This window comes from Zhongshania sp. (assembly GCF_041584495.1).
In the GTDB taxonomy this organism is placed as follows: domain Bacteria; phylum Pseudomonadota; class Gammaproteobacteria; order Pseudomonadales; family Spongiibacteraceae; genus Spongiibacter.
This window is the reverse complement of sequence record NZ_JBFHDY010000102.1, coordinates 1-13,191: the sequence shown is the minus strand read 5'-3', so window position 1 is coordinate 13,191 and position 13,191 is coordinate 1. Positions and strand designations below refer to the sequence as shown.

Below are 13,191 nucleotides of genomic sequence, written 5' to 3'. Positions count from 1 at the left end.
GCTTCAATATTCATGTGCACGTCTTCAAGGCTTACTGACCACTCAAAGCGACCGCTGAGGATGTCGGCGCGAATTTCTTCTAAGCCTTCTTGAATTTTGCTGAGTTCGTCGGTGGTGAGTACGCCGACTTTGGCGAGCATGGCCGCGTGGGCTAGCGAGCCGTTGATGTCGTGGTGGTAAAGGCGCTGATCGAAGCTGACAGAGGCCGTAAAACGCTCTACGAACTGGTCAGTTGCCTCGGTAAAGCGGCCGCCCCAGGGTTTGATGCTCGGATCTTTGTCACTCATTGCGCAGTTGTTCCTGTATTGCTTGGCTGTAGGGCTTGCTCCCGTTGACGTGAACAGGTGATCTACAGATGCCTAAAGGGCGCCATTATAGCAGTTTTGCGTCTGACCGCCTGCGATCCAGCTTGTAATAAAATTGTCATATCCCGTCGCCATACTGTTTTTCCGTAAAATTGAGCCATTACGCAAGGAAGAACCATGAACGACGTCAGTTCCCCCCGCGCCAAATTAGTGGAAATGCTTTGGCAATTAAAGCTGAGCTATGACAAGCAGGGCGATAAGGGCGTGCGTTACATCCATTTTAATACCTTGTTAAACGATCCTGCTTACCGCAAAGAGTTAATTGAGCAGGCGGCGGTGAGTAGCAATGCCGAAATTCGGGAGCTGGGTCTTGGCCTGCGCCGAATCAATATCAATACCGCGTTAACGCAGGGACGTCACGATCGTCGAGTAGCCGCCATGAATCCAGATATTGCTGAAACCATTGGCTTTAAGCAGCTTGGCGCGCCCGCAAAACCCCTGCGCAATTGGTTGTTGATTGCAGGGGTGCTGTTGCTTGGCGGCGTAGTCGGTGCAGCTTTATTTAGTGACGACTTAAAAAGCCTGTATAGCGGCAGTAAAGTAGTGAGTGGCTCTCTGCATGGGGAGCAGCTATGGACGAGTGATAAAACCTGGGTGCTAGAAGGGATTGTGTATGTTGAGGCCGGTGCGCGGCTGGTGATTGAAGCGGGTACGCTGGTGCAAGGCCGAGCTGGCAGTGCCTTATTAGTGACGCGCGACGGTAGCATTCAGGCGCGGGGTACGGCTGCGAAACCGATTGTGTTCACGAGCGCTGTGCCAGCGGGTAAGCGTCGCGCGGGTGACTGGGGCGGTGTGGTGATGCTGGGCAATGCGCCGGTGAATACCGCTGACGCGCAAATTGAAGGTCTCGAGGCTGGCGATACGCGGGGCATGTTTGGCGGCGTCGACGCCAGTGACAATTGTGGGGTGCTGGAATATGCCCGTATTGAGTTTGCCGGTTACGAGGTTTACGCCAATAGCGAATTAAATGGCCTGACCTTGGGCGGTTGCGGCAGCAAGACCATTGTCCGCAATGTGCAGGTGCACCGCGCCTTAGACGACGGCATCGAGATCTTTGGTGGCAACGTAGACCTTCGCCATATTTTGATTACCGGCGCCGCCGATGACTCCCTAGACTGGGATATGGGCTGGACGGGCCGCGTGCAGTTTTTGCAAGTTCAGCAATACCCCAGCGTGGGTGATAATGCCTTTGAGGCAGATAACGATGAAATTAATCACGAGGCTGGGCCGGTGTCGCAGCCCACGTTTTACAATGTCACCTTGCAGAGTATGCAGAGCAGTGAGCGCCATCAGCGCGCCATGACGCTGCGCCGTGGCACGGGCGGGCATTTTTACAATATGGTGATCGACGGCTTTTCAGGCGAGGCCATTGATATTAAAGACCGCAGCACGGTGGCGCGCATCGAGCAGGGACTGCTGAGCTTTGGCGGCTTGTTTATTGCCGATATTGGCCAAGGTGGTCGCAGTTATTTTGCCGCTGAGGCTGGCGATCAAGATGACGACGCTGGCTTTGATGAGGCCGCGTATTTTGCGAAGACTGCTGAACTGGGTAATAGCCCCCAATTTGTTCAACGCTTGCGCAGCGAGACCGACCACGACTACCGTCTTGCGGCCAGCTCGCCAGCCAGAAACCATGCACAGGCAATTCCTCAGGGCGAATTTTGGGACGAAGCGGCAAACTATCGCGGCGCGTTTCGACCAGGGGTGAATGTGATGTGGACCGATGGTTGGACTGACTACCCAATTAACTGATTGTATCCGCACTCTTTTTTGAATATGCGCTCCGCGTTTTGCCTGCTATGCTCAGAGCTTACTAAGCTTAATTTTTGACATAGGCAGGCACTGTGCAACGACGCGAAGCGGATAAACCACTGGATTACCGAATTAGCCGAATTTCTTTTATTGGCGATCTTCTTAGCCCCCAAGCGCTATTGCTGATTGTGTTGCTAGCGGTGCTATTGTCTCTTTCTTTGACCATTCTCAAATCGGGTTTGCAGCATTTTGACTGGTATCTGCTGGGCATGTCTGGCATGTATATTATTTGGTGTTTGCTGGGTGCGGCGACAATTTTGACCTGGTGCAAGCCGCTGTTTCAGCGCACGAGCACGGCATATACGGCGGGCATCAGTTTTGTTATTGGTCTTTGCTGGGTGGTGATTGTGACGGTGGTCGCGCAGTGGTTGGCCAGTGGCGTGATGCAAGGCGAAGCTTGGAATATCAATTTTTGGCAGATTGCCGACACCTTGGCGGTGGCGAGCCTACTGCTTGGTGTGGGTATGCGTTACGCCTACCTCAGCTTGCAATTTCGATTGCGCGAACAAAGCATTTTACATGCCCGACTCGACGCCCTGCACTCGCGGATTCGCCCGCATTTTCTGTTCAACACCCTTAATAGTATTAGTAGTTTGATTAGTACTGAGCCGGTGAAGGCCGAGCAGGCGGTCGAAGATTTAGCGGCATTGTTTAGGGCGAATCTACAGGGCGGCATGAGTATGGTGCCCTGGGTAGAAGAGCGCGATTTGTGTGAGCGCTATTTGCGCATTGAAAATGCAAGATTGGGTGACCGGCTAAAAGTAGATTGGCAGCAAGCGGAGCTTGGCGACAAAGTACTGGTACCCTCACTGCTTTTACAACCGTTGTTAGAGAACGCCATTTTGCATGGCGTGCAGCAGTTACCTGCCGGTGGCACGGTAGTGGTGCGCGCTAGTTTAAAAGGCGACATGGTGGAAATTGATATTAGCAATCCATTGCCCACCAATGCGGATGCGCCAGCGGGCAATGGCATGGCGAATGAAAATATACGACTGCGTTTGCAAACCCTGTTTGGCGACCGCGCAAAATTTGGCGCCAGTCGAGACGGCGGTCAATATCGGGCCCACGCGTCATTTCCTTTAGCTTATGAGCGCAGGACGATGGCGCGGTGAGAGTGCTGCTGGTTGACGACGAGCCCTTGGCGCGTCAGCGTGCCGCGCGCTTATTGGCTGAATTAGACGATATTGTGGTGGTTGGTGAAGCCGCGAATGCCGAGCAAGCACTCAGTGAATTTGAGCGCTGTAGCCCAGATGTGCTGTTGCTCGATATCTCGATGCCGGGCATGAGCGGTATTGAGTTGGCCAAGCGGCTCGGTGAATATGAGCCTGCTCCCGCCGTGGTGTTTTGTACCGCCTACGACGAGTACGCGGTGGCGGCCTTTGAAACACATGCCTTGGGTTATTTACTTAAACCGATACAGCGCGACAAGCTCGCGGCCGTATTTTCTCGTTTGTCACGCTTAAATCAAGCGCAGCTATCGGCCTTGGCAACAATGACAGCTGAGGATCATGATCGCGGCCCGCGTCAGCAACTTTGTGTTAATAGCGCCCAAGGTATGAGCCTGTTGCCCGTGTCTGCCGTGCGCTATTTTTATGCGGACAATAAATACGTCAGTGCGGTTCACCCTGAGGGCGAGTTGTTGCTAGATGAGAGCCTCAAGGAGCTCGAAGACGAATTTAGTGAGCAGTTTGTGCGCGTACACCGCAATGCCTTGGTCTCGCTGACGTATTTACAGGGTATTGAGCGGGTCGGCGTTGCCGCCTATCGAGTGCGCTTACAGGGCATGGCGGAAGGCCCGCAGATTAGCCGTCGCCATTTGCCTGCGCTGCGAGCGCGTCTAAATAAAAAATCCTAGGTTTCTATTATTGCCGTCGCCGCCGGGTCTGGCGGCCTTAATGGTTTTGTCAGCGGCGTCGCTGGCGTATCATGGTGGTCTACTTTGTCTTACGGAATGACTTATGTCCGATAATATTATCCGCATCGCCACCCGCGAGAGTTTGCTGGCCTTATGGCAGGCGGAATTCATTAAAGCCGAACTACAGGCCGCCCATCCTGGTTTACAGGTTGAATTATTGGGAATGACCACCCGTGGTGACCAATTGCTGGATTCGCCGCTATCAAAAATTGGTGGTAAAGCGCTGTTTGTGAAGGAGCTTGAGCAAGCTTTGCTGGAAGGTCGCGCCGACATTGCCGTGCATTCTATGAAAGATGTGCCAATGGAGTTCCCCGCAGGTTTGGGCTTGGCCATTATTTGCGAGCGCGAAGACCCACGGGATGCCTTTGTCAGCAACCATTTTAGCGCGGTTGAAGCGTTGCCCCAGGGAGCCCGAGTGGGGACGTCGAGTTTGCGCCGGGAGTGCCAGCTGCGAGCTCAGCGCCCAGATTTACAGATTTCTAGTTTGCGCGGTAATGTGCAAACGCGCTTGCGCAAGCTTGACGACGGCGAGTTCGATGCCATTGTTTTGGCGTCGGCCGGTTTAATTAGGCTGAAATTAGAGGCCCGAATTGCCTCGTATATGTCGGTTGAAACCAGCTTGCCAGCCTGCGGCCAGGGCGCAGTGGGTGTCGAAACCCGTATTGATGACGATCGCGTTAACGCGCTATTAAAGCCCTTGCACAACAGTGTTAGTGCAACGCAAGTTATGGCAGAAAGGGCCATGAATCGCCGCCTAGAAGGTGGCTGCCAAGTGCCGATTGCGGGCTATGCCATCGCCGACCCAAGCAACCCCGATCAACTTTGGTTGCGGGCCTTGGTGGGTGAGCCCAGCGGCGGAAAAATTCTTACCGCCGAGGCGCGGGGACCACGTAGCCAAGCTGAAGCGCTCGGCGTGGCGGTTGCTGAAGACTTGCTGGCTCAAGGCGCAGGCGCTATTTTGCAGGCGGTGTATGGCAACAGCAAGCCAGCCTGATCTTGCCAGTTTGCGGGTTTTAGTAACGCGTCCGGTAGAGCGCAGCACTGAATTGGTCGCTGCGCTAACGGCGGCCGGCGCCAAGGTCTCAACCCAGCCCTTGCTTAATATTGCGCCGCTCACCGCGCCGCACCACGAGGCAGAGTTGCAGCGCAGCCGACAGCTGTTTATGAACTTAGATTGCTATCAACATCTAATCTTTATCAGCGTGAACGCGGTGAGCTACGGAATAGCGGCAATCGAGCAGTTTTGGCCTCAGTGGCCCGTTGGCGTGAAGGTTCACGCCATAGGTGCGGCTACTGCTGCGGCCTTAGCTGCGCGGTATATCGACGTTGACACAGTTGATAAGGTCGCGATGAACAGTGAAAGCTTGTTGGCTACGCCAGTCTTACAGCATCTACAAGGCCAGAAAGTACTTATAGTCAGAGGTCTTGGTGGCCGTGAGTATTTGGCAGAGCAACTTGCGGCACGAGGCGCCCTGGTAGACTATGCTGAATGTTATCAGCGCCTTAGTCCGGCGCTAGATCGTGAGCAATTCCATACGTTACTGCGCAGGCAGGGCATTAATATTGTTTGCGTAAACAGCGGTGAGACTTTGCACTATTTTCACTCCTTGCTGCAAGACGCGGCATTGAGCTACAGGGTGTTAGTGCCCGGCGAACGGGTAGCGAGTTTGGCTGTCGCGCTGGGCTTTACCCAAGTAATACAAGCCGAAAATGCCGGTACTGCAGCAACCTTGGCCGCTTTAAGGGGCTTTGTGGACAAATAAATTGACCGAGAACATGCTATTAATCAGTGAATTTAAGCAGAGAGAAAATAATGAGCGGTGACAAACCGGACGATAAAAAAGACGTAAATTCCGAATCGGCCTCAGCGGTGTCAGTGCCACCTGAATCTTCGGTGAGCAAGAGCCAGGATGCCAAAGCGGCCCCGCCGCCAGCACCCCCTAAATCAAACTCGCCAAAAGATAAAACTGCCAAACCCAAGCGCTCTGGTGTGGTCATTGCTTTGCTTGCCTTACTGATTGCGATACTGGCTTTGGCGCTAGCGGCGTGGCAATACCAGCAGGAATATCTGTTGGCGAAAACCGAGGCATCGGTAAGCAGCGACTTAAAAGCCGAGCTGCAAACCTTAAGCGCCTCTCAGACTGAACTAGTGGCAAGCTTCGCCACGCAGCGCGAAGCTTTGGCACAATTGCGGCTAGACTATAGCAGCCAATTGAGTGCGCTCAGCCGTCGCAGTCAGGAGCTGGAAACCAAAATGCAGTCGCTGACCACCGTCGACCGCCAAGATTGGTTACTTGCCGAAGTGGAGTATTTACTCCGCCTAGCGAATCAGCGGGCGCAATTGAGTCACGATCCTCGGGCGGCGGCGCAATTACTGAGTAATGCTGACTCCATATTGCGGGAGCTTGACGACGCCGCCTTACACCCAGTGCGCGCTGAGCTAGCCAAAGAAATTAGCGCCTTGCAAAACAGTGCAGATGTTGACATTGAGGGCGTGTATTTGATCCTGCAGGGCCTAGCCACTGAAGCCGGGAAGTTGAAGTTATATCAGGCGCCAAGTTACAGCGCCGAAGAAGTAGAAGAGCCATCTGAAGAGTGGCAGCAGCGGCTTCAGAGTGGCTTAGACAATGCCTGGGCCAAGTTGCGCAGCTATATCCGCATTCGTCACCACGACCAAAACTTTAAAGCCCAGTTGGCTCCCGAGCAAGAAGCGGCGTTGCGGGCGAGTTTGCGCTTGATGTTTGAGCAAGCGCAGTTGGCGCTGCTGGCAAATCGACCGGTTTTATATCAGCGGGCGCTGGATAAGGCTGCGGCGTGGTTGCAAGAGTATTATCAGCTCGACGACCACCGCGACGGCTTACTAAAGCAAATTAGCACGGTGCGAGCGATGCCGGTCAGCCCAGAGATGGCTGATATCTCTGGTTCACTGCGTAGCTTAAAAGTGTATTTAAAGAGTCACCGTTGGCAGCAAGAGGCGCGTAAATGAAAATTTTCATTGCGGTGCTGCTGGCCCTTGCCCTCTCTGCGGGCTTGGCGGCGGCGATACAGCAGGATTCGGGCTATATTCTGATCGCGTATGGCCAAACCACCGTCGAAATGACCATTTGGGTTGGCGTGGCGGTGTTAACGGTATTTCTGATATTGGTAATACTGATTTTTATGAGTTTGCGGCGCGGCGCCAAAGTCTCAGACAGCATTGGTTCCTTTTGGACTGTGCGGCGCGCAGTGCGCGGACGCAGCCATACCACCTTGGGTATGATCGCCTTCATCGAGGGCAATTGGGCCAAGGCGCGCAAATTACTCACCGATTCGGCCAAAGACACCGAAACGCCTCTCATCAATTACTTGCTTGCCGCTCGGGCCAGTCATGCCCTAGGGGATGCGCCAGGCAGTCGTCACTACCTGGGGCTGGCCGAGCAAACCAGCAATAAGGCAAGTATTGCGGTGGCCTTAACGCAGGCGAAAATGCAGATAGAAAATGGTCGTCTTGAAGAGGCGCTCGCGACCTTAACCCGAGCTCGCCGCAACGCCGAACGCCATCCCTCGGTGCTGACGCTGCTAAAAAAAGTGTATATCGGCCTGCGCGACTGGAACTCGCTCTTGGCTCTAATTCCGGATTTGCGCAAGCACGGCGGTATTAGCGAAGAACGCGCGGCAGAGTTAGAACGTGAAGCCTTAATGGGGCAGCTGGAACACACCGCGCAGCAGGGCGATGCGACGGCATTACAACAGTGGTGGAAACACGTGCCGCGCACTTGGCATCGCGATAACGGTCTGTTGTTAAGTTATTGTCGCGTACTCGTTGCGGCGGGGGATTCTGCCAGCGCTGAAAAATTACTTCGTCAGTCTATAAAACTTAGCTGGCACAGTGACTTGGTGAAACTATATGGTCTGATCGCCGGCTACGATGTAGCGCGCCAACTCAGTGCGGCGGAGTCGTGGTGTAAAGAGCACAGCGATGATGCGGTCTTGTTACTGACACTTGGGCGTTTATCGCTGCGCAATGAGCTGTGGGGTAAGGCCAGAGAGTATTTTGAACAGGCTTACCAGCTGAGCCCTAATAGCGAAGTGTGTTTTGAGTTGGGGCGACTCATGGTTAATTTAGATGAGCCTGCTGCGGCAGAGCGTTTTACGCGAGAAGCCCTGCAGCTGCAAGGACAGTCGCTGCCGAGTTTGCCGCAGCCCTCGTTAAGCAAGTTAAAGGAGTAAACGCGCGCAGTGAATATCGCCGCACTAGAAAAGATGTTGGCCAAAGGCAATGACAGTGCAATATTGCGTTTTGGGCTCGGCAAGGCGTATCTTGATGATGGCAATGTGGAACAAGCCATTGAGCATTTTCAGCAGTGCGTCAGTCTCGACCCGAGCTATTCCGCAGCGTGGAAGTTACTCGGTAAAGCCCTGCAGAATATTGGTGAACCCGAAAAAGCAAAGGCGGCCTGGCAACAGGGTTTAGTCAGCGCCCAGGAAAAAGGCGATAAGCAGACCGAACGAGAAGTCACCGTATTTTTAAAGAAATTGAGTAAGGTGGTAAAGAAGTAAAACCACCAGATCTACGGTATTTGTTTACAGGGAGTAAGCTGATGTCTGATATAGAAAAAATGATTACAGCGGTCATCCGCCGTGAAGGCGGTTACGTCAACCACCCCGCAGATCGCGGCGGCCCCACCAACTACGGAATCAGTCAAAAGGCCCTGTCACACCACCTTGGCCGATCTGCGAGTCAAAGTGATGTTGAACAGCTTGACCAGGCTGTTGCCCGTGAGATTTATCGGCAGACTTACTATCTTGCACCAAGCCTAGATCAGTTGCCTGAGCTTATACAAGCGTTTGCTTTCGACAGTGCAGTTAATCATGGCCCAAAACAAGCCGTGCTGTTTGTGCAGCGCAGTTGCAATTTACTGGGGGCTAAACCGCCACTGCGAGAAGATGGTTTAATGGGCGATAACACGCGACGCGCCGCCAAAACCGCAGCGCAGCGATTTTCAACGCGTCTCGTCAGAACTTTGCTCGCCGAGCGTCGTAATTTTTATTTTAAATTGGTTGAAGCAAAGCCGTCCCAGCAAGTGTTTTTAAAAGGTTGGTTAAATCGACTCGCAGAATTCGATGACGGCGATACACGCATAGTGTGAATAGCATTAGTGTGTTAGAAATAGAGTTTGCGCGGCACTCTAAATTGGATTGCGCAGTATTTGTTGTGAGATGTGCTAATGATTTCCAAGCTACCTCGGTGGGTGGAGTACGGGGCTTTTGTTCTGGCGTTTGTCGCCGGAAATGTGAATGCCGTCGGCCTTATGGGGTTTCAGCACCAGTCAATTTCCCATCTTTCTGGAACGGCAACATTGCTCGGCACGGGTTTAGCCAGCGGCACATTTAACAATGCCATGCACTTGCTTGGGGTCTTGCTCAGCTTTCTTTGTGGCGCTGCTATTTCTGGTGTTTTTCTGTCTAGCGGCGCCCTCAAATTGGGTCGGCATTACGACTCCTTGCTGGCGCTAGAAGGAGGCTTGCTACTGCTCTCAATTTATTTTCTTAATAACGGTTCATTGCTGGGCCATTATACGGCGTCAGCCGCGTGTGGCTTGCAAAATGCATTAGTTTCAACCTATAGCGGTGCGGTGGTACGAACAACCCACGTCACGGGGATTTTTACCGACTTAGGATTGATGTTAGGCGCGAAATTGCGAGGCGCCGGTTTCGATCGACGCAAGGCACTACTTTTTATCTTAATTATCTTTGGTTTTACTCTCGGCGGCGCACTCGGCGCTTACTTGTTCAGCCAGTGGCAGTTTTTCGCCCTCGGTTTACCGGCAGGGATGTGTTTAATTCTGGCTCTTGGCTATCGAATTTATCGTGTTGCTGCGCTGCAAAAATTACGTGCATCGTAAGCTGAATATTGGTGGCATTAAAGAAACAGCAGGAAGAATATGGACGAGCAATTTTGGCACAAGAAATGGGAAAGCAAAGACATTGCATTTCACGCGGCGACGCCTAATCCCTTATTGCTAAGCTATTTTGATCGGCTGGGCCTCGCGAATAATGCGAGGGTTTTTTTACCACTGTGCGGGAAAACGCTGGATATCGGCTGGCTGCTGAACCAGGGCTATCGCGTGGCGGGTGCCGAGCTAAGCACCATCGCCGCCGAAGAATTATTTTCTGAGCTGGGTTTTACGCCCATGCGATCTGAACTTGGCGCAGTGCAGCGTTATCAGGCCCACCATTTGGATATCTTTGTTGGCGATATTTTTGCGCTAACTTCAGAATTACTTGGTCCGGTAGACGCCATCTACGACCGCGCAGCTTTAGTGGCCTTGCCAGACACCCTGCGGGCGGCCTATACCACGCTGCTAAAAGAAATAACGCACACCGCGCCTCAGCTATTAATTAATTATGACTACGATCAAAGCAAGCTGGCCGGACCACCGTTTTCAATTAGCGACGAGGAACTCGCTCATCACTACAGCGGCCATTATCAGTCCACATTGTTAAGTAGTGAAGAAGTGGTCGGCGGGCTGAAAGGACAGTGTCCTACACAAGAAAAGTTGTGGCTGCTTAAAGCTTGCCTATAATTAATAAGAAAGCATTAAGCGTCTTCTAGAGTAGAAATAAATAAAAATCGATAATTTAAAATATTCCCATTGAAATAATGTTGTTGTAGTCTGTCATTCGAAAACAAATAGTGATACTCGGCAAGGAAGCCGCTTGGTCATATTTTTAGGCCAATATTAAATGGATTTTACGCCATTGCTGAGCTTCCTTTTGTATAAATAAATACAAAAGTTGGTGATGGTGAGATGATTATTGTGCGCGAAAAACGACGCTCGGCTTTAGCTTGCGCGACATTGGCCTTCTTTGCGCTCGCACTCTTGGTATCCTCTTCATACGCCCATAACGGCGCAAGTCATCAAATCTCAGATAATTCCTCGGCCATTACCGCCGCATTGCACTGGCTCGAATCTGCTCAGAGTAGCGATGGCCGCATCGTGACAGAGTTTGATGTGGCGTCGGATATTCAAGCTACCTCTGAATCTGTCGCTGCAGTCAAATTGGGCGATGGCGCAACTGTCGATGACGCCGCGGCGCTTGCTGTGCTTAGTAATGATCCAGAGCAGCTGCCCAGTGAGTATTTGGCGCGTCTAATTTCACTGCGCTTTAATCTCGGGCTTGGCGTTGGCCCACTGTAATGCCGAGGTGTGGGCAGTGTTTGCCGCTGGTAAGAACGCAAGTAAGGAATGTGCCTTCCCAGATGCGCCCGCGGCCATAAGCTACGGTGCCTATGGCAAAGGGCACAATGCCTACTTTGCTTATGATCTGCTGAACAGTGCCAGCCAAGACCAATCTTTGCATGAACAATTATTACTCTTTGCCTTAACTAAAATTCAGCCGCTGAGCTGGTCGGCTGCTGCTGGACGTGTAATTCCAGTCGATATCAGTATTGAAAATCTCAGCCGGCGGGCCGCAATTGATGTGATCCTCGCTTTACCCAATGGTGGTGGCGTCATAGACACGGCTGCCGTTCAGCGTTTGGAAAATGGTACGTGGCTGTGGCAGCAAGATCTCGCTGCGCCCGTTGAAATTTCAAAACGGTTTTATATTCAATTACCAGAAACCGAGGTGGATTCTGTTCCGCTATTCGTCGACGTTAATGCTGGTATCAATCGAACGCTACTGGTAGATAACAGTGAATGGCGTTTGGAGTTGGGTCCCGTTGGCGAGAGGCTGCCGTTTGCAAGTGCCTACAACACAGTGCAATTGTTGATTGAGCAATTCCCTGATGATAATCGTTACCGGTTTATTGACAAGAAAGTTGCCAGCGCTGAAGCCGATATAAGCAACGCCAGACGCGACAATGCGGTCAAGTCCTTGCTGCTTGCAGCAGACGAGCTTGGGGACAAGGACAATGCCATAGCAATTGAGTTAAGACTGCTTGTTGATCAGATTTTATATCAACTGCAAAGACAGAGATCGTCAATTTCATTATTAAGCGAAGACTAAAAACTGCCACCAAGCAGCAGTGAAAATAGCCACTGAATATTGAGGACAAAGGAATGATTGGCCAGACATTGGATGTTTTTCGTGGTGGCAAGCAGGCAAGAGCCACGTCTATCTTTACCGTTGTGATGTTCACCTTTGTGTTCTATCTGTCGCCCACTGGCTCGGCTATTGCCAAAGAAATAAATAAAGGCAATGAAAAATCCCAGAGAATAGAAAAGATTCAGGAAAACACGCCAGCAAAAAAACTTGCTCACCGTCTACAGAAGCTGCAGCAAAAGTTTGCCAAAGATCTGCCTGAATCAGTGTCGCGTCGTAAGCAAGAGCAATCATGGTTGCAACGTATGCTGGAAAAGCTTGGGCTTGGTGACGCGCCGCTGAGCGCAGACGATATCGCCGGCGTCGTGGAGCTTAGCGAGCAAGTAAGAGAGGCTTATAGAGAGGCTATCGGTGCTTTAGAGCAAGAACCGGCGCTAATTGCCCAGCGTAAAACCCTACCGCAATCGGCCAATGCCCTTGTTAAGGAACGTCACACCAGTGCGATACAACTCATTAAACAAAAATACGCAGATCTTGACGAAAAATTGAGCAGACTTACGGCGACTGAAAGTGCCGACGAGCAAAGTCAGCTGCTGAATGAATTGAGCGAAGTCCTAGTGGCAGAAAAATTTAAACGTTCACATAGCTACCTCGACCCAGATCATATGCCATGGGGTTCGCCAAGCTCCGAGGTGCGAGAGCCAAGTCTAACGAAAGGTCAAATTCAACTTGCCTTGGGGTTGAACCCCTTTGAGGGCTATACCCAGCTGGCCTCCAATACCCTGAGCCCAGAAATGCTAAACCCAATGGGCTTGCCAAGTGAGGCCGATTTGGCGGAAACCATCGACGCCGTCATCAGTGACGAGATCAAGGCGCTGGCGCAAAGCTTAAATAATAACCCCGTCGAAATTTACACTTGGGTGCACAATAACATCCGTTTTATTCCAAGCTATGGCTCAATCCAAGGTGCTCAATACACCATGGAAACTAGAAAAGCTAACGCCGTAGACACCGCGAGTTTATTAATTGCCTTGCTTCGCGCGGCCAATATCCCCGCGCGCTATGCCTACG

15 protein-coding genes are annotated in these 13,191 nt (G+C 52.0%); 14 read left to right on the top strand and 1 reads right to left on the bottom strand.

What is annotated here, in order from left to right; all coding sequences use genetic code 11:
• Positions 1-287: lyase family protein (locus ABYP33_RS14410; RefSeq protein ID WP_373091829.1), on the bottom strand; the 287-nt coding region annotated here is incomplete at its 3' end.
• Between the two features lie 195 nt (positions 288-482).
• On the opposite strand from ABYP33_RS14410, the gene ABYP33_RS14405 reads away from it, so the two are divergent.
• The 14 genes from ABYP33_RS14405 to ABYP33_RS14340 all read left to right on the top strand — a co-directional run.
• Entirely contained in the window at positions 483-2,117 is a 1,635-nt protein-coding gene (locus ABYP33_RS14405; RefSeq protein ID WP_373091828.1) for a hypothetical protein, read from the top strand.
• Between the two features lie 92 nt (positions 2,118-2,209).
• Entirely contained in the window at positions 2,210-3,289 is a 1,080-nt protein-coding gene (locus ABYP33_RS14400; RefSeq protein WP_373091827.1) for a sensor histidine kinase, read from the top strand.
• Positions 3,286-4,032: a LytR/AlgR family response regulator transcription factor gene (locus ABYP33_RS14395; RefSeq protein ID WP_373091826.1), complete on the top strand. Its 747-nt coding sequence runs from the start codon at positions 3,286-3,288 to the stop codon at positions 4,030-4,032. The genes ABYP33_RS14400 and ABYP33_RS14395 overlap by 4 nt, the downstream gene beginning before the upstream one ends.
• Positions 4,033-4,135: 103 nt before the next feature.
• Positions 4,136-5,086: a hydroxymethylbilane synthase gene (hemC, locus tag ABYP33_RS14390; protein WP_373091825.1), complete on the top strand. Its 951-nt coding sequence runs from the start codon at positions 4,136-4,138 to the stop codon at positions 5,084-5,086.
• Positions 5,064-5,855: a uroporphyrinogen-III synthase gene (locus ABYP33_RS14385; RefSeq protein ID WP_373091824.1), complete on the top strand. Its 792-nt coding sequence runs from the start codon at positions 5,064-5,066 to the stop codon at positions 5,853-5,855. Before hemC ends, ABYP33_RS14385 begins: the two co-directional genes overlap by 23 nt.
• Before the next feature lie 50 nt (positions 5,856-5,905).
• Positions 5,906-7,078 carry a uroporphyrinogen-III C-methyltransferase gene (locus tag ABYP33_RS14380; protein WP_373091822.1) on the top strand — a complete coding sequence of 391 codons (1,173 nt, stop codon included), beginning with the start codon at positions 5,906-5,908 and terminating at the stop codon, positions 7,076-7,078.
• A complete protein-coding gene (locus tag ABYP33_RS14375; protein ID WP_373091821.1) occupies positions 7,075-8,301 on the top strand; it encodes a heme biosynthesis HemY N-terminal domain-containing protein in 1,227 nt (408 codons plus the stop codon). Before ABYP33_RS14380 ends, ABYP33_RS14375 begins: the two co-directional genes overlap by 4 nt.
• Before the next feature lie 9 nt (positions 8,302-8,310).
• Positions 8,311-8,631, top strand: coding sequence for a tetratricopeptide repeat protein (locus ABYP33_RS14370; protein ID WP_373091819.1), 321 nt, complete (start codon positions 8,311-8,313; stop codon positions 8,629-8,631).
• Between the two features lie 41 nt (positions 8,632-8,672).
• Positions 8,673-9,221, top strand: a complete 549-nt coding sequence (locus tag ABYP33_RS14365) for a glycoside hydrolase family 108 protein (RefSeq protein WP_373091818.1) — start codon at positions 8,673-8,675, stop codon at positions 9,219-9,221.
• 78 nt (positions 9,222-9,299) lie between these two features.
• A complete protein-coding gene (locus tag ABYP33_RS14360) occupies positions 9,300-9,977 on the top strand; it encodes a YoaK family protein (protein ID WP_373091817.1) in 678 nt (225 codons plus the stop codon).
• Positions 9,978-10,016: 39 nt separating this feature from the next.
• Positions 10,017-10,658, top strand: a complete 642-nt coding sequence (tmpT, locus tag ABYP33_RS14355) for a thiopurine S-methyltransferase (protein ID WP_373091816.1) — start codon at positions 10,017-10,019, stop codon at positions 10,656-10,658.
• A gap of 225 nt (positions 10,659-10,883) precedes the next feature.
• The gene (locus tag ABYP33_RS14350; RefSeq protein ID WP_373091815.1) at positions 10,884-11,273 is read left to right on the top strand and encodes a hypothetical protein; all 390 of its coding nucleotides are present in this window, start codon (positions 10,884-10,886) and stop codon (positions 11,271-11,273) included.
• A gap of 16 nt (positions 11,274-11,289) precedes the next feature.
• Positions 11,290-12,084: a hypothetical protein gene (locus tag ABYP33_RS14345; RefSeq protein ID WP_373091814.1), complete on the top strand. Its 795-nt coding sequence runs from the start codon at positions 11,290-11,292 to the stop codon at positions 12,082-12,084.
• A 53-nt stretch (positions 12,085-12,137) separates the two neighbouring features.
• On the top strand, positions 12,138-13,191 hold a 1,054-nt coding region (locus ABYP33_RS14340), incomplete at its 3' end, for a transglutaminase family protein (protein WP_373091812.1).